Here is a 21,031-nt window from a genome sequence, read left to right on the forward strand (position 1 = left end):
CCCGCCAATAAAAATAGCATCTGTCCCAGATTCACAGAGCAGTTCTAAATGCGCATCCGAAATTTCTTTCGCAGGATCTAACTTAAACACATGCTTCCAAACTTCATAATTAAATTCCATATATCCTCCTATGATTGAAAATGATGCAGCATTCAATAGTGAAACGCCCGTAACAATCGGGCGTTTCACAAAAAATTTATACGTAGTTCCCGTTTACGAACCGGGTTGGTTTTCTCTTTTTATACCTTTTGCCATTATATCAAAAAATAAAGCGATGCTCATCTCGGAACCCGTAGAGAAAACGGATTTTTCGATTCCCGTGCAGAACAGGAGAATGACCATGTTTTATCTACAAATTGATGATGAGATTTCTCTAAAGCTTCTTGAGAAAAAAGAAGCGCCACTTTTCTTTCAAATGACCGAACAATCACGCGATCATTTAAGACAATGGCTCGGGTGGGTTGATTACACACGCACGTTAAAAGATTCTAAACAGTTCATAAAAGCAGCGCTGCAAAAGTATGAAGAAATGAGTGATGTCGTCACCCTTGTCTGGTACCGAGGAACCCCTGCAGGATCGCTTGCACTTTATGATATAAAATGGAATAACTACTCTGCTAGTATTGGCTACTGGCTCGTAAAAGGACTCGAAGGAAACGGCATTATGAGTAGAGCTTGTTCAGGTCTCATTTCCTATGCGTTTTCTTCCTTACAATTGAATCGTCTCGAGCTTCGCGCCGCTCTTGGCAATAAAAAAAGCCGCGCAATAGCTGAGCGGCTTGGCTTTACGAACGAAGGTACATTACAACAAGGTGAGTGGCTTTATGATCACTTCACCGATGTTGTTTTGTATCGTATGTTAGCGGAAGAATGGAAGCATTAAATTTTAGGTTCTGTTTGAATCGTTGCTTCTGATTGAAGCTCTTTATTTTTTTCTTGATAGTTGTACACTTTTAACGTAATAAATACGAACGATGCCGCAATTAAGCCACCGAAAATCCAGCCAGATATCTTCATGGCAACTAAGATAAAGTCATACTTCTTCGCGCCATATTCCATAATAAAATACGTTTTCAAGCCCGCTTGAAACAAGCTACGAAACGCAAATAATCCTGTTAGTGCGACAAAATATTTATAGAACGCTTTTTTACGATAAAGTGCTTGCGTTTTTTCTCGAGGCTCTCCTTGTAAGAACGCTACATCAATCGCAAAATGCATGCCAAGAGGTTGCTTAAAGAAAATCGTCGATGAAATTAAGACAGACATGAAAAGTCCAAAGAAAACTTGATTCCAAAGCAAGCGTTCTGCTGATCCTGATAATAAATCAACGAGCGTGCCGGCAAACAATGAGAACAGAATAAATAACCCAGTAATGTTAAACTGCTTCTCTTTCACAAAGCGGTAGATGGTATACACAAAACCCGGTGCTGAAGAAAGCAGGATTGCATAATAATCGCCAATCATATGTCTACCTTGATTCCAAATCAAATAAGGAATCACAAGATAAAACAGCAAATCGAAAATGACTGTGTATTTCTTCACAAGCTTCACTTCCTGTTGTTTAAATTGGTTTCATTCATAGTATTCGAACCATTGCGCTTCTTTTTGCAACACATGAAGAAGGCAATAACGCTATAAAAATCATACCATGCATGGTAAAAATTATCACTATCTCATCCCGCATTTCACAAACTTTTAAGAAATGATGCGAAAAGAAGTTCTCGGTCACAATGGGCCGAGAACTTCTTTAGTTTGCATTACTTCGCTTCTGTGCCATGCACGCGATCGAGCGCCATTTGATACGCATCGTTTCCGAAGTTAAGACAACGTTTAACACGGGAAATCGTTGCTGTACTTGCTCCCGTTTCTGTTTCAATTTTATGATAAGTGTTTCCTTCTCGCAACATGCGAGCCACTTCAAGTCTTTGTGCTAACGATTGAATTTCGTTCATCGTACACAAATCATCGAAAAACTTATAACATTCTTCTAAATCTTTAAGAGAAAGAATGGACTCAAACAACTGATCCAATGCTTTTCCACGTAATTTATCAATTTGCATATTGAACTGCACTCCTCTGCTCTTTCAATCAAAACGACCTTGATTATTAGACGCCTTAATTGTATCGTATCAGAAGGGAAGTTTATTGTCACCTATTAAAGCGGTAAAGCAATCCTTTGCAATCCCCTTCGATCTTCTCTTCTTTTATAGTTTAACGCATAATTGAAGGAAAGAGTATGACTTTCTTTTTCACATCAAATAATCCAACAGGTGTAATACGAATGTACGGCAGATGAGTCGATGAGAAAAATAATAACGAGTAGATGGGGTCTTCGAAAGAATAACCTCGTTCACGAAGCGCTTTTACTAACCCCTTTTCACTCTCAATCATCTCTTCCATCGATGCACTAGACATTCCTCCAGCAAGCGGCAACGGAATTTCAGAAATAACGTCTCCATTTTCAATAAGAACAATCCCGCCTTTTAGTTCTTTCATCCGATTGAAGGCAAGTAACATATCCCGTTTGTTTTTACCAATTAAAATAATATCTCCGGTGTTTGAATACGAGCTTGCAAAACCAGATAATTGGCGAGCAAAGCCTTTTAAAATTGTATTGACACGCCATGTCCCTTTACGATCAATCAGCATAAAAAAGCACTCATCATGATCCATATGAAGCTCATCTTCCCCAATGTTAAGCTGGACATTATACGGTTTCGTAATAACGGAATTGACCATATCCATGCCGACGTAAGAACTAAATTGAAAATCCTTCAACGAAAGATCCCATTGCAACTCCAAAGGCTCCATACCATATTCCTTCCACGGAAATGCGGGCACCTCTGTTTGATCAACCTCATTTTTCTTTACCCATTGTCCCTTTGCTAACACCGATACTGGAGTCGGATTGTTCACGTCATCTAAAATATTTAAATGAGCGACTCTTCCTGGTGCTACCATTCCAAACAAGTGGTCTTTACCGTAATAACGCGCAATGTTATACGATGCCATCTTATACGCGTCAATGGGATCAATGCCTTCTTCAATGGCCATGGCAATCATCGTATCAGTAACCCCTTGCTCATAAAAGCCCGGTGTAGAGCCATCCGTCGTAAAAAAGACACGGTCAAAAGAATGCACACAATTCGCCTCTAGCATCTCTCGTAAAATGTTCCGAGCATCCGGACGAATTGATGAATAACGTAGCGATGTCGTTAATCCTAAATCAAGGCGACGAATCGCTTCCTCACCTGTCATGGCTTCATGATCACAGTCAACGCCAAGCAATGACATCTGTGTAAGCGTTTTCTCAGAAGATCCAGGTAAATGACCTTCAATCCGTTTTCCGACACTTCTCGTTTCCCTCATAAAGTGTAACAGGTGGTCATCACCTTGAAGAACTTTAGGCCAACTCGTTAACTCCCCACCTTGAATCACATAAGGTGAAGCTAACATCTTTTTAATATTGCTTAGTGAAAATAACGCTTCTTCATTTTGTAGCTCCGACTGGGAGTCATAGCGGCACCACCAGTAGTATGTATAGTGCTGTTTATTGAGATCTTCCATTAAAGTAAGCGCTTTCGTAATAGGTAACGTTAAAAACAACACAAGGTTATCGCATAAGAATGTCGTTGTTCCCCGCACCGCTGCATAATGCCCAAGCGTTTGGGGATTATATAATTGAAAAGGGTGCGCATGCGGCTCAATATAGCCTGGAACAACATACTTCCCGTCCAAGTCAACAATTTCGGTTCCAGCTACATTAACCGGAAGTTCGTTTCCAACGTATACAACGCGATTCTCATAAATCCAAATGTTCCCCTTCGTCCAGCAATGGCGAGCTGCATTTAAATACGTCGCGTTTTTTAAAAGGATCGACGGTGCTAGCTCTCCGGCAACAACGGCCGTATGGCGGCGAAGTTCCGCTTTCGACCAAAACAAAAACTGGTTCGACATAGTTTCACCTTTTTCTTAAATTAGCATTTCCCTAAGGATACCATAGAAAGGGCTTTCATGGTTGTTCGTTCCACAAACATTCATAAAGGAGACACTATTTCATGAAACAAAATATCGGCATCATAAACGCTATGATACGCATTGCCTGCGGGTTAACTTTACTTTCAATGCTCACAGCAAAATATACAAGAAAACCATACAAAGGGAGCTATCTCATGATGATGATGCTAGCTGGCCTAAAAGTAGGAAGCGGAATCTTACGCTTCTGTCCAGCTACTGAGCTTATGAAACAAAGCTCCCAACTAAAAGACATGGATTTAGATGACATTTCAAAAGACGGCTCACCGATTAACCCAAGCTAACAGCATGGCATCGAAACTGCTTAAGGCAGTTTCGGTGTTTTTTTATTGTAGAAGAGGAACTGTTTTAGTTGCGGGGATTTGATTGAGGGTTGTATGCTACTTTGTGGATTTGCATTTATGTAATTCAACTCTCTGTGTCTAGATATTTTGTAAAAAAAAAGGTCACAACCATCCTTATGTTACATTGTTTTCTACCAGGAAAAAATGTAAAGGAGGAATGGTTATGACCCAAATTAATTTGAGAAATTTAAAGTGCTGTCCTCTCGCAGGAACAACCAAAAGCCAAGAATAATTAAATAGTGAGATTCGCCGGAGAGAGCGTGTCGTTCGCATTTTCCCTAACACGCAGTCCGCCTTTCGATTGATCGGGGCGGTTCTCATGGATTATGAAAAAACACTCGATGCCGGGAACCGTAAATATTTACCGCCTGCAGAAGGTTCTACCTCCAACAACTAAATAAGGTTTAGCGTAACAGGATTAAGACTAATTTAGATTTTTACACACTATTATGTACTTGACTCTATCTTGCGCGCAAAAGGGACCCTTCTGCGCGCGACCGACCTTTTAGTGTCGCATCCATTCCTCTTACGCATAATTTGCCTCTTTTAAGATTGATTTGCTGCTTTTTACATGCTTTTTCTACTTTTTAGTGCTTCAGCACATAACTTCGTGCCTTTCACATGAGATTTGGCCCTTTTTCAGCTTGCATAGAGGCTCCTGCGCGCGAATCGAACCCCGCTGCGCGCGAATCGAACCCTTCTGCGCGCGAGCCGAGCCCCTCTGCGCGCGAACCGAGCCCTCCTGCGCGCGAACGAAGCCCCTCTGCGCGCGAACAGAACTCTTCTGCGCGCGAACGGAACCCTCACCCCTCCCGCGCACTTTCCCAGAGTCACTCTCCCTGCGCGAATCCAGCTCCTCAATTCTAGCTTTAGTTCTTAGATGAGTGCTCCTATGGCTCGATTCCCAATATCGGTTCGATAAAAAGAGCCTTCGCACGTTAGTTGTTGCATTTCACGGTAAACTTTTCGCTGAGCTTCTAACACGGTCGGGGCTTTGCAGGCGACGAGTAAGACGCGTCCACCGTCTGTTATAAGCTTACTATCTTGCTTTTTTATACCTGCATGAAAAAGGAGCGTATCTGCTTGGAGGGCGTCGCAGCCTGTAATTTCTTGACCTTTTTTATAACTACCTGGATAGCCTTTAGCGGCGAGCACGACCCCGAGATAAGCGTCCTGACTCCAATTCATTTCTACCGTATTCCCTTGCAATATGGCGAGCAATACTTGAGCAAAATCACCTTCTAGTCGCGGTAGAACGACTTGGGTTTCTGGATCACCAAAGCGCGCATTAAATTCAATTACCTTGGGTCCGTTTTCGGTAGCAATTAATCCTGCATAGAGGACGCCTGTAAACGGACGCCCTTCTTCAACAAGCGCATCGGCAGTAGCTTGCAAAATTTGTTGCTTTGCATAATCCACCACATCCGTCGCGATGTGTGGAACGGGAGAATACGCGCCCATTCCTCCTGTATTGGGACCAGCGTCGCCATCGAATGCTCGTTTGTGATCTTGAGCGATAACCATTGGATAGACATCACTGCCGTTGACAAAGGCCATGTACGAAAACTCTTCTCCTTGCAAAAACGCTTCAATGACAACAGCTTTGCCTGCATCACCAAACTGCTCATCTTTCATCATGCTTTTTAGTGCGCGCTCAGCTTCATCGATTGTCATGGCAACGGTGACACCCTTCCCTGCCGCTAATCCGTCTGCTTTCAGCACGATTGGAGCGCCTTGCTGATGAATGTACGCTAGTGCTGCTTCATAGTTGTGAAACACTTCATATGCCGCGGTCGGAATGTTATATTTCTTCATAAGATCTTTTGCGAACGATTTACTACCCTCGATGAGTGCAGCCTCTGCACTCGGTCCAAATACCGTTAAGCCCGCTCGCTTGAAATCATCTACGAGACCAGCAAGCAACGGTCCTTCTGCACCAACAAAAGTTAGTGCGATCTCATGATCACGAGCAAATGCAATAAGCGCTTCATGATCATGCTCACTAATATCCACACATTCGGCAACATCGCTCATTCCAGGATTTCCGGGTGCCACATAGACTTGCTGAACACTTGCACTTTGTTTGAATCGCCAAGCAATGGTATGCTCACGTCCACCTTTTCCAACGACTAATACATTCATCTCACAAAGACCCTCCTTAATGTTTAAAGTGACGAATACCAGTCAAGACCATGGTTATGCCATACTCATCGGCTTTTTTTATAGAGTCTTCGTCTTTAATGGAACCACCCGGTTGAATGATCGCTGTAACACCAGCTTTTGCTGCAGCTTCGACCGTATCATCCATTGGGAAAAATGCATCTGAGCCAAGGGCACTGTTTCTTGCCTTTTCACCCGCTTGCGCAATAGCGATCTCAGCAGCACCGACACGGTTCATTTGTCCTGCGCCAACGCCAATCGTCATATTGTCTTTTACTAACACAATGGCATTTGATTTCACATGCTTTACAACTTTCCAAGCAAGCTTTAAGTCTTCCCATTCTTGAGGAGTCGGCTGACGCTTCGTTACAACATTCAGTACTGCATCATCAAAGCCTAAAATGTCCTCATCTTGCAGAAGTAGACCCCCGGATACGGTTGTGAGCTGGCGTTCTGGTTGTAGTGCCTGCTCCACGCCAACCGTTAGCAGACGAATATTTTTCTTTTTCGTAAGAAGAGCAAGAGCTTCCGGAGCAAAGTCGGGCGCAATAATCATTTCTAAGAAAATGTCACTCATCTTTTGGGCTGTCTGTTCATCCACCGTTGTGTTACAGGCGATAATGCCTCCGAAAATGGAAATAGGATCGGCGGCAAATGCTTTTTGAAACGCATCAAAGGTCGTCGAACCGGTACCAACGCCACAAGGGTTCATATGTTTAACAGCTACTACCGTCGGCTCGGTAAATTCCTTTACAATACGTAATGCTGCGTTAGCATCATTAATATTGTTATAGGAAAGCTCTTTGCCATGTAGCTGTTTCGCCTTCGTAATCGATTGCGTTGCTCCAAAGGGTGCTTCATAAAAAGTAGCTTTTTGATGTGGATTTTCACCATATCGCAGTGCTTGTTTTTTTTCATATGTAAGTGTAATAGATTCAGGATCAGGATCTTCGGTTAAATTCGTTAAATACGTAGCAATAAGGGCATCATAAGCTGCTGTATGACGGAATGTTTTAGCCGCTAATCGCTGTTTCGTTTCAAGCGAGACAGCACCGCTTTTCACTTCAGCTGCAACGGTTTCATAATCCGCAGGATCAACCACTACGGTAACATAGCGATGATTTTTTGCTGCTGAACGAAGCATGCTCGGTCCACCAATGTCGATATTCTCAATCGCTTCCGCTACTGTTGTATCCTTCTTCGCAATCGTTTCTTTAAAAGGATATAAATTGACCACTACAAGATTGATGGGCGTAATTTCGTGCTCATGTAGCTGCTGCATATGATTTGCATCGTCACGAACCGCAAGCAAGCCCCCATGAATGTTCGGATGCAACGTTTTTACACGACCATCCATAATTTCAGGAAAACCTGTTACATCGGAAATGTTCGTAACAGCAATACCCGCTTCTTGAAGCACTTTGCTCGTTCCTCCGGTTGAGACAATTTCAAAGCCTTCCTCCACTAATGTTGCTGCAAATGGAACAAGTCCTTCTTTATTGGATACGGACACTAACGCACGTTTTTTCATCATAGTCTGCCTCCTACGTAATCTTCTGTCTATACACTGAGTGCTGTTGTTTCATGAAATAGCTCTTGGATGATCCGTGGATATAATGCATGCTCCACCTTCTGAATTCTCCGTGCTAACGAGGCTTTCGTATCATCACTACGGACGACGACGGCCTGCTGGGCAATAATAGGACCTGTATCCATCCCGTGATCCACATAATGAATCGTTACGCCAGAAATGTTAACCCCTGCCTGCAATGCTTGCCCAATCGCATCTTTACCAGGAAAAGATGGTAAAAGCGATGGATGTATATTTAGGATGCGACCAGCAAACGGTGTTAGAAGCGTTTCTCCAATGAGTCGCATGTAGCCCGCTAAGACGATCCAATCAACGTGCTTTTCTTGCAACTGCAGCAAAATATCCTTTTCAAACATCGCTTTTGAACTGTAGGCTTTTGGTGAGAAGACAAAACAATCGACACCAGCCGCTTTCGCACGATCAATGACGAGTGCGTGCGGCGAATCACATACGAGCAAAACAGGATTGGCTTGTAAGCGTTGCTTCTCAATGGCACGAAGTAACGCCTGAAAATTTGAGCCACTACCTGAAGCAAAGATGGCAATATTCTTCGTCACAAGGCACCTCCGCCAAATGAAAATTCATAACCTGCTTTGACGCGACCGAGAAGATAGGCTTTCTCCCCACGTTCTTCGAGGGCAGCAATGACGGGAATCGCTTCTTCATGAGGAACAGCGAGCACCATCCCAATGCCCATATTAAAGGTTGTAAACATTTCTTTGCGACTTAAGTTGCCACTCTCTTCAATGAAATCAAAGATGGGCGGAATGGGCCACGAGCCATAATCAACTTCCGCACATAAGCCGTCTGGCAGCATCCGCGGAATATTTTCCTCAAAACCACCGCCCGTAATATGCGCGGCGCCATGAATGGTAAACTGCTTGAAAACGTGCAAAAGTGAAGCCACATAAATTTTTGTTGGTCGTAATAATTCCTCGCCGAGCGTATGTCCACTCTGTGCAAAGGGCATCGTCAATGTATACGCATTTTGTTCAAACAGGATGTGCCGAACGAGTGAGTAGCCATTGCTATGCAGACCATTTGAAGCGAGACCGATGAGCAAATCACCTTCCTGTACCCGTTCAGGAGAAAGGAGCTTCGCCTTTTCAGCAACACCAACCGCAAAGCCTGCCACATCATAGTCGTCATCCTTATACATGCCCGGCATTTCTGCCGTTTCTCCACCAATTAATGCACAGCCTGCTTGCTGGCAGCCATCTGCAATACCGGATACAATGGCTTCTGCTTTTGCTGGCTCTAACTTACCACACGCCATATAGTCTAAAAAATAAAGGGGTTCAGCGCCTTGAGCAACAATATCATTCACACACATGGCAACAGCATCAATGCCAATGCTGTCGTGCTGATCCATTTCAATCGCAACCATAAGCTTTGTACCTACACCATCTGTCCCAGAAACGAGTACCGGCTCCTTATAAGCTAGCTGTGATAAATCAAACATTGCGCCAAAGCCACCAAGACCTGACAACACTTCTTTTCGTTTCGTACGCAGCGCGTGCTTTTTCATGCGATGCACGGCTTCATAGCCTGCTTTAATATCTACACCTGCTTGTTTGTATGCTTCAGCCACGTTCGTTCGCCCCTTTATACCATTTCTTTTTCATACGGAAGAACCGTATCTGAATAAATTTCCGTTGGGTATTTTCCGGTAAAACATGCTAAGCACTGGCCGTTATTAGGATCTGTCGCAGGACGCCCAATTCCTTCTAATAGGCCTTCTATTGATAAAAAAGAAAGAGAGTCAGCACCTATTATTTCGCGAATTTCCTCTACTGTGTGATTCGCGGCAATGAGCTCTTCTCGTTCTGACGTATCAATGCCGTAATAACAAGGATGAGCAATAGGTGGCGCGGTAATGCGCACGTGAACTTCTGTGGCGCCTGCCTCACGCAACATGTTTACGATTCGACGTGACGTTGTTCCACGTACGATCGAATCATCTACCATCACCACACGCTTTCCTTCTACGATACCGCGCACAGGCGACAATTTCATTTTCACACCAAGCTCGCGAAGCTCTTGTGACGGCTGAATAAAGGTGCGTCCCACATAACGATTTTTAATTAAACCAATTTCATAGGGAATTCCTGAAGCTTCGGCATAGCCAATCGCTGCCGAAATACTAGAGTCCGGTACACCTGTTACAACATCCGCTTCAATAGGCGCTTCGTTATAAAGCACCTTTCCTAACCGTTTGCGGGCACTATGGATATTAATTTGATCAATACTGCTATCTGGACGAGAGAAGTAAATGTATTCCATGGAGCAGATGGCGCGATTTGTACCCGATGAAAAATGATCTTTTTCTAACCCGTCGTTCGTAATCGTTAGTAATTCACCCGGCTTTACATCACGTATATATTGGGCACCAACAACGTCAAAGGCACACGTCTCGGAAGCGACAACATACGCATCACCCAGTAAACCGATGGAAAGCGGTCGCAAGCCATTCGGATCGAGTGCAACCATCAGCTCATTTTCCGTCATTAACACGAAGGCATAGGCCCCTTTTAACATGCGTAGCGCATTTTTTACTTGGTCTTTCAACTGCACATAACCGCTTCGTTTAATTAAATGAGCTAGCACCTCGGTATCAGACGTTGTTTGAAAAATACTGCCTTGTGCCTCAAGCTGATGCTTCAAGGCATTCGCATTGACGAGGTTGCCGTTATGCGCTAAAGCTAGACTCGTCGTTTGCGAGCGAAACAACAGGGGCTGAACGTTAGCATATTCATTGCCACCAGCCGTTGAATACCGTACGTGTCCAATCGCGCCGTATCCAGCAAGATCCGCGAGCTCGCCTTGGCTAAACACTTCGGTCACGAGGCCCGCGCCTTTATGCATCTTTACCTTTTCACCATCCGTTACAGCAATGCCCGCACCTTCTTGACCACGATGCTGCAAGCTATGCAAGCCGTAATACGTAAGCTGAGCCGCATCAGGATGGCCCCATATCGCAAATACACCACATTCTTCATTTAAGCCTTTGATGTCAGCAAGCATGGAATCGCTCCTTTCCAGGCAGCGAGCAGCTCTTCCTGTGATGCCTCGAGCACGACACCCGCTTGTTCATCATGTATGACAAGCTTTGGCTCATCTGTTACTACACCAATAGAATGTGCATCCTCACAAATCGTTTCAAATACGCTAGCATGCTCTTTTTTTACAGATACGAGAAAGCGAGATTGCGTTTCACTAAAAAGGGCGGCATCTCTCTCGCCAGTAATAGTAATGCTAGCACCGACACTACCTTCCATCATGCTTTCTGCCACTGCCACAGCTAGTCCACCTTCCGCAAGATCATGTGCGGATTGCACGAGCCCTTGTTGAATGGCTGATAAGAGTTGCTGTTGGCGCATACGCTCTACATCTAAATCAATCTTTGGAGCGGCGCCTGAAATAAAGCCTTGTTGCATTTTTTGTAGCTCGCTACCGCCAAAGGAAGCATCCGTTCCTCCAATGACATATAAGAGATCACCGGCTGTTTTTACATATTGCGTCGTAATGTGTGCTAAATCATGAACGAGACCAACCATCCCAATGACGGGTGTAGGATAGATTGCCACACCATTTGTTTCGTTATAAAGCGAAACATTTCCGCCAATAACGGGCGTTTCCAAGACACGACACGCCTCGCTCATCCCGTCTGTTGATTTTTCAAGTTGCCAAAAGATTTCTGGCTTATCAGGGCTACCATAGTTTAAGCAGTCGGTAAGCGCTAGCGGCTCCGCTCCTGAACAAACGAGATTTCTAGCTGCTTCCGCAACCGCAATGGCGCCACCCGTTTCTGGATCCAAGTAGATATAACGCGCATTGCAATCGGTCGTCATCGCAAGTGCCTTATTTGTTTCTCGGATGCGAATGACCGCTGCATCAGAGCCTGGTGGTACGACCGTATTCGTGCGCACCATATAATCATATTGATCAAACACCCATGCTTTGCTTGCAATAGAAGGTTGTGCTAACAGTTGAAGTAACGTTTCTTTTGGATTCGTAACGTGTGGTACGAACGGTGCTTCTTGTTGATATTGTTGAAAATAAGCTGGTTCACAAGATGGCTTTTCATACACAGGTGCGTCTTCTGCTAACGCATCAACTGGAACGTTAGCTACAATTTCACCATGATGCAACAAACGCAACGTTTGTTCTTCAATCACTGTGCCGACTACTTTTGCTTCAAGACCCCATTTATCAAAAATGGCATGCGCTTCGGCTTCACGCCCTTTTTCCATGACAATCAACATGCGTTCTTGTGATTCTGATAACATCATTTCATACGGTGTCATATTCGTTTCGCGTTGCGGTACGAGATCTAAGTTCATCTCGATCCCCATCCCTGCCTTACTGGCCATTTCAGCGGATGAACTCGTAAGACCTGCCGCTCCCATGTCTTGAATGCCAACAAGACCATCACACGTTTGAATTAACTCTAAGCACGCTTCAAGCAATAGCTTTTCCATAAACGGATCGCCCACTTGAACAGCCGGACGTTTCTCTTCAGAGGACTCGGTTAATTCTTCTGAGGCAAATGTCGCGCCATGAATGCCGTCGCGCCCTGTTTTTGCGCCTACATACATCACAGAATTACCTGCACCTTTTGCTTGCCCTTTTTGAATATCACGATGATCGATTAGCCCCACACACATCGCATTGACGAGAGGATTCCCATCATAGGAAGCATCAAAGTGCACTTCGCCCCCTACTGTCGGAATTCCGATACAGTTACCGTACCCGGCAATACCCGCAACGACCTCTTCGAATAAATAGTGCACGCGCGGAGACGTCAGTTCACCGAATCGTAATGAATTTAAGAGCGCTACTGGACGTGCACCCATTGAAAATACATCGCGAATGATGCCACCAACACCGGTTGCTGCACCTTGATACGGTTCAATAGCTGAGGGATGGTTATGGCTTTCAATTTTAAAAACAACCGCTTGTTCATCGCCAATATCGACGATTCCTGCTCCTTCACCTGGTCCTTGTAATACGCGCGGCCCTGTGACAGGAAACTTTTTCAATACAGGCTTTGAGTTTTTATACGAGCAGTGTTCACTCCACATGACGGAAAACAAACCGGTTTCGGTCCAATTCGGTAAGCGGCCGAGAATGTTTTGCACGAGTGTAAACTCGTCATCACTGAGGCCCATGTCTCGATACAAATGCTGTTCTTGAATTTGTGTGGCAGTCGGTTCATGAAGATAAGACATACTGTTCCCTCCAGCTTTTTACGATTGATTGAAAAAGTTTCACGCCATCCGCACTTCCAATTAAGGTATCCATTGCTCGCTCCGGATGTGGCATCATGCCGAGAACATTGCCACGTTCATTTATAATGCCAGCAATGTTAGCTATTGAGCCATTTGGATTGTTGCAATAGCGAAAAACAATCCGTTGTTGCTTTTCTAACATTTGGAGCGTTTCTTCATCACAATAGTAGTTCCCTTCACCATGAGCAACCGGAATTTGCAAACGTTCGCCTTGTTCGTAAAGAGAAGTAAACATCGTGTGATCGTTTTCTACAAGCAATGTTTCTTGACGACAAATAAATTTTAACGATGCATTACGACGCATCGCTCCGGGAAGCAACCCTGCCTCTAAAAGAATTTGAAAGCCATTGCATACACCAAGAATCGGTTTCCCCTCTTCTGCCGCTTTCTTCACTTCCCTCATTACGTTTGAAAACTGAGCAATCGCACCTGTTCGTAAATAATCACCATAAGAAAAACCACCTGGTAATAAGATGCCATCAAAGCGGTCAAGGTTGTCCTCATCGTGCCATACGTATTCTGCTTCGGCACCGAGCTCATCGACAATGGCATGATACATGTCTACATCACAGTTAGAGCCTGGAAAAACGATGACGGCAAACTTCACAGTGCGACAACCTCCTCGACTTCATAACGATAGTCTTCAATAACAGGATTGGATAATAGCTTGTGGCACATCTCTTGAATGCGGTGATCAAGCGACTCTGCTGGCCCATCTATCGTCAGCTCTAAGTATTTTCCAATGCGAACGTCACTCACTTCATGATAAGCCATGCGATGCAACGAACTTTTCACCGCACTTCCTTGTGGATCGAGTACACTCTCTTTTAACGTTACAAACACTTTGACTTTATACATGAAGCGCTCCCCCTAGACGAGTTAAAATAGTTTCATAGGCATCCGTTAATTCTCCAAGATCTCTTCGGAAAACATCTTTATCAAGCTTTTCATTGGTTTGTTCATCCCATAGTCGACACGTATCAGGCGATACTTCGTCTGCTAGTAATAAGGCACCCTCTTCATTGCGACCGAATTCCAGCTTAAAATCGATTAAGCGTACTTTTTTCTCTGCAAAATAAGGAAGAAGTACGCTATTCACCATAAGCGCAAGGGCTCTCATCTCTAGTAATTCTTGCTCTTTTGCGAGCTTCATTGCTTCAATATGATCTTCATTAAAAAGAGGATCACCGAGCGCATCGTTTTTGTAGTAGAACTCTACGATTGGGCGCGATAATTCATGCCCTTCTTCAAAGCCTGTTCGCTTTGCCAATGATCCTGCTACGACATTGCGAACGACCACTTCTAGCGGAATAATCGTAACGTGTTGAACGGTCTGTTCCGTAGCTGATTTTTTTTCCAGAAAATGCGTGGGAATGCCACGTTCTTCTAACAAGGAAAATAGCAAACTCGAAATCTCATTATTCAGCCGACCCTTCCCCTTAATGTCGGCTTTCTTCTCACCATTAAATGCGGTCGCTGCATCTTTATACTGGATCCAAACGACGCGAGGATCTTCCGTGCTGTATATCTTCTTCGCCTTTCCTTCGTAAAGCAAGACTTGTTTTTCCATCTTAAAAGTCCCCCTGCAATGATAGAATTCTACTAAAAAAACGATCAATTTTTTGAAAAGCGTAAAAAATCAATTAGTTTATAATAAAGAAAAAGCTGAGCGTTACTTCTAAAAAGAATACTCAGCTTCAATTGGTACTACAGTCCTAACCGTTCAAACATCGCATCTACATGCTGTAGGTGATAAGAATAGTCAAAGCAGTCATCAATTTCTTCTTGTGTTAATTTTTCTGTAATGCGTGGCTCTTGTTCAACAAGCTCTTTAAATTGAATGCCTTCTTCCCACGCTGTCATCGTCTTCGGTTGCACGATATCATAGGCTTCTTCACGGCTCATTCCTTGATCAATCAGCTTTAGAAGCACACGTTGTGAGTAGATCAATCCATACGTCCGTGTCATGTTACGCTTCATGTTTTCTGGGAAAACCGTTAAGTTCTTCACGATATTGCCAAAGCGATTTAGCATATAATTAAGCGTAATCGTTGCATCTGGTAAAATGATGCGTTCAGCAGAGGAATGCGAAATATCACGTTCGTGCCATAGCGCTACATTTTCGTAAGCCGTCATCATATAACCGCGAATGACACGCGCCAAACCTGTCATGTTCTCAGAGCCAATTGGGTTCCGTTTATGCGGCATCGCTGACGAACCTTTTTGACCTTTTGCGAAAAATTCTTCTACTTCACGTGTTTCACTTTTTTGCAGTCCACGAATTTCAACGGCGAACTTTTCAATGCTCGTTGCAACGAGGGCAAGCGCCGATAGATAATGGGCATGACGGTCACGTTGTAGCGTTTGTGTTGAAATTGGTGCCGCTTCTAAACCAAGACGCTCACACACATATTTTTCTACGAACGGATCAATATTGGCATACGTTCCAACCGCGCCGCTAATTTTTCCAACCCGTACAGATTCTGCAGCTTGCTTAAAGCGCTCAAGATTGCGTTTCATCTCTTCATGCCAAAGCGCAAGCTTCAAGCCAAAGGTTGTTGGTTCGGCATGTACACCGTGCGTACGTCCCATCATAACGGTATATTTATGTTCAGCTGCTTTCGCTGCGATAATATCAATGAAACGTTCAATATCTTTAATTAAAATATCGTTTGCTTGTAACAGCACATAGGAGAGCGCTGTATCAACAACGTCTGTGGACGTTAAGCCGTAATGAACCCACTTGCGCTCCTCGCCTAGCGTTTCTGATACCGCACGTGTAAATGCAACAACATCATGGCGCGTTTCTTGTTCAATTTCTAAAATACGGTTAATATCAAAAGAAGCATTTTCACGTAGTTTCTTTACATCTTCCTTAGGAATATCGCCAAGCTCAGCCCATGCTTCACAAGCAAGAATTTCAACTTCTAACCACGCTTTAAAGCGATTTTCATCTGTCCAAATTGCCCCCATCTCTGGGCGTGTATAACGTTCAATCATCTGGTTACCTCCACCATTTCGCCATGTCGGATCACATCGCGAATTCGTTTTGCTTTTTGTAATGCTATTTCTTGTGTTTCTCCGAGCACTGTAATATGCCCCATTTTCCGTTTCGCTTTTGCCTCTCGCTTGCCATATAGATGAAGTTTGGCATCGTCAAAAAGATCCATATTCGCCATGACTTGCTTTATATGCTCCCCAAGCACATTAATCATAACCGCTGGCCGCAACAGCTCAGTATTGCCTAACGGTAACCCACAAATGGCACGAATATGCTGCTGAAATTGTGACGTTTCACATGCTTCAATACTATAATGACCTGAATTATGTGGACGAGGCGCTAGCTCATTAACATAAAGGTCCCCAACTTCTCCCAAAAACAGTTCAACGGCGAGCGTTCCACTTAGCTGTAAGCTCTCAGCAATGTTCATTGCCATGCGTACTGCTTCTTCGTGCTTTTGCTTAGATATGCGGGCAGGAACGATACTCTGATCTAAGATATGATGAACATGAATGTTCTCAGCAACAGGGAATGCCGTCATTTCACCTTTTGTACTGCGCGTAACGATCACAGAAAGCTCTTTTTCGAAGGAAACAAACCCTTCTAAAATACACTCCTTACCGTCGCCGAGCCAAGCTTTTGCTTCCTCCACATGAACTGCCGATTGTAGTACAAGCTGTCCCTTTCCATCATAACCTCCACGACACGTTTTCAAAACGGCGGGTAAGCTAATACGGGAGATCGCATCATCTAACTCTTGCGCTGTATTCACCGGAGCATAAGGCGCTACTCTACAGCCAGCTTTCTCAATGGCTTTCTTTTCATGCAGTCGATGCTGCGTGAGCGTTAGAAGCTGACTTCCTTGTGGTAAATAGGCATAGTTCTGAAGCCAATCTGCCTCTTTGGCATCTACATTCTCAAACTCATACGTTACAACATCGCTAGCATTCGCTAGTAAGTGAATGCCATGAGAATCATCAAAGGCTGATACAATTTGTTCATCGCTAACTGGTCCGCACGGTGCATTTGGATCAGGATCAAGCACAACAACTTTATAGCCTAGCTCCCGTGCACTCATCGCCATCATGCGTCCAAGCTGGCCACCACCTAAGATTCCAATCGTTTGTCCAGGCAAAATCATTTTAGTCAAGGCAATCACTGCTTTCTAACGCGGCTTGCGCCAGCTTTTCTCGTTGCTTTTTTAAACGCTCGTTTAAAGCTGAATCATAGACCGCAAGGATTTGTGCTGCTAGCAAGCCAGCATTCGCGGCACCCGCCCTACCGATCGCTGTCGTTGCCACAGGAACACCCGCTGGCATTTGAACGATAGATAGTAACGAATCAAGGCCATTTAGTGCTTTCGATTGAACCGGTACTCCAATAACCGGTAATACAGTCTTTGCTGCCACCATTCCTGGTAAATGAGCCGCGCCACCCGCGCCTGCAATAATGACTCCGATGCTTTGATTCTCTGCTTCTTCTGCATATTGAAACATGAAATCAGGTGTTCGATGGGCGGATACGACGAGCTTTTCGTACGGTACGTCTAGCTCCTCTAATCGCTCACACGCTTCTTTCATTGTCTCCCAATCTGAAACACTTCCCATGATCACGCCTACACGTTTTTGCATATGATCCTCCCCGTTGCTCGCATCACGCTTTTTTCCATAAAAAAAGTCCAGTGTACTGACCTTCTCAAGACTACTCAAGAGAAAGCTACTACGCTGGACATACTTCATTTCGAGGATATGCCGAAAACAGCCGTTGCACTTTCCCTCATAGTCCGATGAATAACGGTCATCAGGTAGAAACTTACAGGCCATAACCCTGTGATTATATGAGGACTTATGTTTTTGTCACCTATATTGTAACGAAAATCACATTTCACTGTCAATTGAAAATCGAACATTTTTTCAATAAAAATTATTAATGTTCGGTTTTTACAGCAATTTACCTTCAAAAACAATGCGTTGTTCGTGATATTCTTGTGTAATTTTCCCGTTTTTCTTTACTTCGATAAAAACAGGTTCCTCCATTCTGCGAACCGGCGTATAGCCTTGTGACGCCATCCGATCTAAACAAGCTGAGAGCGACTCTCCAGGTTGAACTTCAAATTTCATTTTTTTAGGCTTCTTTTCCATGCCTACCTCCGTATGCTTTTTACCCAAAACCCGCCGTGGAACGTTTTTGGTTCATGTGAAATAATAAATGCTTTTGGATCTAACGTTTGAATGGTTTCATAAAGACGAGCTTCCGATTTACGAGACGTTAAGATTTCCATCATTAATCGCTGCCCTTCTCGACCAGAGGCCATCCAATCCGTAACACCATAACCGCGCGAGCGAATTTCATTAGGAAGGCCCGCTGCTACCTCTGTCGTAATGACATTTACGGTAATATAGCCTAAGGCGAGCTTCTCCTCAATTTTCATACCAACAAGAACGCCAAGACCATAGCCAAGTGCATAAGCAATTAAATTTTGAATTTGATCAAGGTTGTCCAAGACAAGACCAAGACCAATTACATAAATAATCACTTCAAACACTGAAATGAGCGCTGCTAAATATCGTTGATTTTTTAATGTTAAAATCATCCGAATCGTAAAAAACGAAACATATACGATATTAATAAGTAAAATAATGAGAATCATCATTATACTTTTTTCAATCATGCCCTTCACTCCTTTCACTTCATAAGCAAATGGTGCATATCAGTTAGATTACCACTTTTTCTAAAAAGGGCAAGAGTCTCTTTAGGATAGGCACCTTTCTCGTCTCGATTCATACGCTGTTAAAGGACACCGAGGTGTTCATTCGTACGTTACGGAAAGGACTTGATAACATGCAACCGTACTACTTTCCAGCTCAACCTTCCTCTTATTATGACTCATTCCAAGATCGGCAGTATTATTGGGAAAACCAAGCGGCTCGCCAACAAGCTCAAGCTCAACATCAAATGTATCAAGAGTTATTAAATACACTCATGTCGAGCATTATTGGTGAAGCTACGGCAATTGATTTTTACACAAGGCTTGCCGAACAAGCACCAAATGACTATAGCAAAAAAGTACTTCTCGATGCTGCACAAGATGAAAAGAAGCACTTACAATTATTTACCCAACTATACACTTCTATAACAGGAAAAGCACCTGCTTACAAAATTCGTCCCGAAAAAATTAAAGATTTCCGTCAAAGTTTATTTGAAGCGTATGAAGATGAGCTATCTGACTATGAAAAATATCGAAATGCTTACTTAGCAGCTACTGATGCCACGGTACGTGATACATTTTTCCGACCATATTCAGATGAAATTAAACACGCTGTTAAATTTAGCTACTTATTAAATAGCCGCTAGAAAAGGCCATCATAAGCCTTTTCTTTTTTTTAGGGAAACATGCTAAGGAAAGAGGCAAACGAGGGGTGAAGTGAGTTATTCATGACTTGGTTCGCTATGACTTTCAATGAGATCATCTATGATTGTATCCATGTCTTCAAGCTTAGCTTCTCCAGTAATACCTATATTTAACGTCCCTTTAAGTTCCTTTACATGTAGTTCTTGAATCTTATAATTCACATTTTCAATTGTGATCGGCTTCATGGACTGAACAGTTTCTTTAAGCATTTGATTTTCCCGTTGTACATCTAAAATTTGCTGCTGCATTTGCTGTAGAATGATATACAGTTGTTCTTGGTCCATTTGTAGTCGCCTCCTTCTGACCATCAATACCTTCTCACCAATTAGGCATACGCCCCATATACTATACAAAAAAGGAGTGATGATGTGTGAATCCTAGTTGGAATAAAGGGAACGAGTGGAAGAAATATGCTGATCAAGTGCTAGGAAAAGATTTCTTTGAAGATTTTAAAGAATTCGGCCTTACGAGCCAAGCTCCTTTAGTCAATATTTATGAAAATGAACACGAAGTATACTGTTTAATGAACATTCCTGGGATAAAAAAAATAGATGACATTTCTGTATATATCCATTATCGTACGTTAAAAATTACCGGTACCATTGATTTCGCCGTTACAAATTATCAATCGGTGACAGAGGAAATTGCAACAGGTCCCTTCGAACGCGAAATTCCATTGCCACACCCCGTTGAAGACACACCGATTGACGCAGGTTACTTCCGCGGCATTCTCTACTTACGTTTACTTCGGCTAAAGCATGAAAAAGAGACCGCAAAAGTGAATATTCAAGACTATAACGATTAATCTTTTGTTGGCTGTTGTTCAATTATAACGTCTTTTTTCTTTTTCATTTCATATTTTCGCAGAATTAAGTTTTTTCCGATATTTAATGAGCCTTTCATCGTAATAGCTTCTACCTGTACGTTTTTAATTGAAATATTCATGTAGGATCCCTCTTTTTGATAGACAAATGTGATCACACCATTATATGAGGTTGGACAAAGGTTTATCCCATTTAATGAGGTGGTCGTAGGGTAAGATTTTTATGAGGTAATTATGAGATAGACCGTTCTTGCAGATTTGTTTTATGCGAAGATGCGTGTGGATTAGTGAAAGAAATAAAAAAAGGGCAGAACGAATTTTCATTCGTTCTACCCTCCTTGCCCGGCAACGTCCTACTCTAACAGGGGGAAGCC

The 21,031-nt window shown here is 43.4% G+C and carries 24 protein-coding genes, 1 pseudogene and 1 riboswitch; of the genes and pseudogenes, 5 read left to right on the forward strand and 20 right to left on the reverse strand.

What is annotated here, in order from left to right; genetic code table 11:
* Positions 1-120: geranylgeranylglyceryl/heptaprenylglyceryl phosphate synthase (locus tag A374_RS20080; RefSeq protein ID WP_007202690.1), on the reverse strand; the 120-nt coding region annotated here is incomplete at its 3' end.
* A 220-nt stretch (positions 121-340) separates the two neighbouring features.
* Between A374_RS20080 and A374_RS13050 the strand changes: the two genes are divergently transcribed.
* The gene (locus A374_RS13050; RefSeq protein ID WP_007202691.1) at positions 341-883 is read left to right on the forward strand and encodes a GNAT family N-acetyltransferase; all 543 of its coding nucleotides are present in this window, start codon (positions 341-343) and stop codon (positions 881-883) included.
* Here A374_RS13050 and A374_RS13055 read toward each other — a convergent pair.
* The 3 genes from A374_RS13055 to A374_RS13065 form a co-directional block, all read right to left on the reverse strand.
* Positions 880-1,542 carry a VC0807 family protein gene (locus tag A374_RS13055; protein ID WP_007202692.1) on the reverse strand — a complete coding sequence of 221 codons (663 nt, stop codon included), beginning with the start codon at positions 1,540-1,542 and terminating at the stop codon, positions 880-882. The two genes, A374_RS13050 and A374_RS13055, sit on opposite strands and share 4 nt — an antisense overlap.
* A gap of 215 nt (positions 1,543-1,757) precedes the next feature.
* Positions 1,758-2,060 carry a YerC/YecD family TrpR-related protein gene (locus tag A374_RS13060; protein WP_007202693.1) on the reverse strand — a complete coding sequence of 101 codons (303 nt, stop codon included), beginning with the start codon at positions 2,058-2,060 and terminating at the stop codon, positions 1,758-1,760.
* Positions 2,061-2,211: 151 nt separating this feature from the next.
* On the reverse strand, positions 2,212-3,957 hold the full coding sequence (locus tag A374_RS13065; RefSeq protein WP_007202694.1) for an adenine deaminase C-terminal domain-containing protein: 1,746 nt from the start codon (positions 3,955-3,957) through the stop codon (positions 2,212-2,214).
* A gap of 101 nt (positions 3,958-4,058) precedes the next feature.
* Between A374_RS13065 and A374_RS13070 the strand changes: the two genes are divergently transcribed.
* On the forward strand, positions 4,059-4,319 hold the full coding sequence (locus tag A374_RS13070) for a YgaP family membrane protein (RefSeq protein WP_007202695.1): 261 nt from the start codon (positions 4,059-4,061) through the stop codon (positions 4,317-4,319).
* 292 nt (positions 4,320-4,611) lie between these two features.
* A pseudogene (locus A374_RS20085) lies at positions 4,612-4,776 on the forward strand (transposase); the annotation flags it as partial.
* Positions 4,777-5,255: 479 nt separating this feature from the next.
* Here the strand turns inward: A374_RS20085 and purD are convergent.
* The 14 genes from purD to A374_RS13140 form a co-directional block, all read right to left on the reverse strand.
* Positions 5,256-6,521: a phosphoribosylamine--glycine ligase gene (gene purD, locus A374_RS13075; RefSeq protein ID WP_007202696.1), complete on the reverse strand. Its 1,266-nt coding sequence runs from the start codon at positions 6,519-6,521 to the stop codon at positions 5,256-5,258.
* A gap of 16 nt (positions 6,522-6,537) precedes the next feature.
* On the reverse strand, positions 6,538-8,070 hold the full coding sequence (purH, locus tag A374_RS13080) for a bifunctional phosphoribosylaminoimidazolecarboxamide formyltransferase/IMP cyclohydrolase (protein WP_007202697.1): 1,533 nt from the start codon (positions 8,068-8,070) through the stop codon (positions 6,538-6,540).
* Between the two features lie 29 nt (positions 8,071-8,099).
* Complete coding sequence (gene purN / locus A374_RS13085; protein WP_007202698.1) at positions 8,100-8,687, reverse strand: phosphoribosylglycinamide formyltransferase; 588 nt, start codon at positions 8,685-8,687, stop codon at positions 8,100-8,102.
* Positions 8,684-9,721, reverse strand: a complete 1,038-nt coding sequence (gene purM / locus A374_RS13090) for a phosphoribosylformylglycinamidine cyclo-ligase (RefSeq protein WP_007202699.1) — start codon at positions 9,719-9,721, stop codon at positions 8,684-8,686. The genes purN and purM overlap by 4 nt, the downstream gene beginning before the upstream one ends.
* Before the next feature lie 14 nt (positions 9,722-9,735).
* Positions 9,736-11,154: an amidophosphoribosyltransferase gene (purF, locus tag A374_RS13095; RefSeq protein ID WP_007202700.1), complete on the reverse strand. Its 1,419-nt coding sequence runs from the start codon at positions 11,152-11,154 to the stop codon at positions 9,736-9,738.
* Positions 11,130-13,361 (reverse strand): phosphoribosylformylglycinamidine synthase subunit PurL, encoded by a 2,232-nt coding sequence (purL, locus tag A374_RS13100; RefSeq protein WP_007202701.1) that lies wholly within the window; start codon positions 13,359-13,361, stop codon positions 11,130-11,132. The genes purF and purL overlap by 25 nt, the downstream gene beginning before the upstream one ends.
* Positions 13,345-14,028 carry a phosphoribosylformylglycinamidine synthase subunit PurQ gene (gene purQ, locus A374_RS13105; protein ID WP_007202702.1) on the reverse strand — a complete coding sequence of 228 codons (684 nt, stop codon included), beginning with the start codon at positions 14,026-14,028 and terminating at the stop codon, positions 13,345-13,347. The genes purL and purQ overlap by 17 nt, the downstream gene beginning before the upstream one ends.
* Positions 14,025-14,279: a phosphoribosylformylglycinamidine synthase subunit PurS gene (gene purS, locus A374_RS13110; RefSeq protein ID WP_007202703.1), complete on the reverse strand. Its 255-nt coding sequence runs from the start codon at positions 14,277-14,279 to the stop codon at positions 14,025-14,027. Before purS ends, purQ begins: the two co-directional genes overlap by 4 nt.
* A complete protein-coding gene (gene purC / locus A374_RS13115) occupies positions 14,272-14,991 on the reverse strand; it encodes a phosphoribosylaminoimidazolesuccinocarboxamide synthase (protein WP_007202704.1) in 720 nt (239 codons plus the stop codon). The genes purS and purC overlap by 8 nt, the downstream gene beginning before the upstream one ends.
* A gap of 137 nt (positions 14,992-15,128) precedes the next feature.
* A complete protein-coding gene (gene purB, locus A374_RS13120; RefSeq protein ID WP_007202705.1) occupies positions 15,129-16,421 on the reverse strand; it encodes an adenylosuccinate lyase in 1,293 nt (430 codons plus the stop codon).
* Positions 16,418-17,572, reverse strand: coding sequence for a 5-(carboxyamino)imidazole ribonucleotide synthase (gene purK / locus A374_RS13125; RefSeq protein ID WP_007202706.1), 1,155 nt, complete (start codon positions 17,570-17,572; stop codon positions 16,418-16,420). The genes purB and purK overlap by 4 nt, the downstream gene beginning before the upstream one ends.
* Positions 17,565-18,053, reverse strand: a complete 489-nt coding sequence (gene purE, locus A374_RS13130) for a 5-(carboxyamino)imidazole ribonucleotide mutase (RefSeq protein ID WP_007202707.1) — start codon at positions 18,051-18,053, stop codon at positions 17,565-17,567. The genes purK and purE overlap by 8 nt, the downstream gene beginning before the upstream one ends.
* 128 nt (positions 18,054-18,181) lie before the next feature.
* Positions 18,182-18,283: riboswitch (purine riboswitch) on the reverse strand.
* 79 nt (positions 18,284-18,362) lie between these two features.
* The gene (locus tag A374_RS13135) at positions 18,363-18,563 is read right to left on the reverse strand and encodes an NETI motif-containing protein (RefSeq protein ID WP_007202708.1); all 201 of its coding nucleotides are present in this window, start codon (positions 18,561-18,563) and stop codon (positions 18,363-18,365) included.
* Between the two features lie 2 nt (positions 18,564-18,565).
* Positions 18,566-19,093: a DUF2179 domain-containing protein gene (locus tag A374_RS13140; RefSeq protein WP_007202709.1), complete on the reverse strand. Its 528-nt coding sequence runs from the start codon at positions 19,091-19,093 to the stop codon at positions 18,566-18,568.
* Positions 19,094-19,227: 134 nt separating this feature from the next.
* Between A374_RS13140 and A374_RS13145 the strand changes: the two genes are divergently transcribed.
* On the forward strand, positions 19,228-19,776 hold the full coding sequence (locus tag A374_RS13145) for a ferritin family protein (protein WP_007202710.1): 549 nt from the start codon (positions 19,228-19,230) through the stop codon (positions 19,774-19,776).
* A 75-nt stretch (positions 19,777-19,851) separates the two neighbouring features.
* Here A374_RS13145 and gerPC read toward each other — a convergent pair whose 3' ends face one another.
* Complete coding sequence (gene gerPC, locus A374_RS13150; RefSeq protein WP_007202711.1) at positions 19,852-20,118, reverse strand: spore germination protein GerPC; 267 nt, start codon at positions 20,116-20,118, stop codon at positions 19,852-19,854.
* An 86-nt stretch (positions 20,119-20,204) separates the two neighbouring features.
* Between gerPC and A374_RS13155 the strand changes: the two genes are divergently transcribed.
* Positions 20,205-20,639 (forward strand): Hsp20/alpha crystallin family protein, encoded by a 435-nt coding sequence (locus A374_RS13155; protein WP_007202712.1) that lies wholly within the window; start codon positions 20,205-20,207, stop codon positions 20,637-20,639.
* On the opposite strand, the gene A374_RS20660 is transcribed toward A374_RS13155, so the two are convergent.
* A complete protein-coding gene (locus tag A374_RS20660; RefSeq protein ID WP_156793219.1) occupies positions 20,636-20,779 on the reverse strand; it encodes a hypothetical protein in 144 nt (47 codons plus the stop codon). The two genes, A374_RS13155 and A374_RS20660, sit on opposite strands and share 4 nt — an antisense overlap.
* Positions 20,780-21,031: the final 252 nt, after the last annotated feature.

The sequence above is a fragment of the Fictibacillus macauensis ZFHKF-1 genome (genome assembly GCF_000269865.1).
GTDB lineage: Bacteria > Bacillota > Bacilli > Bacillales > Fictibacillaceae > Fictibacillus_C > Fictibacillus_C macauensis.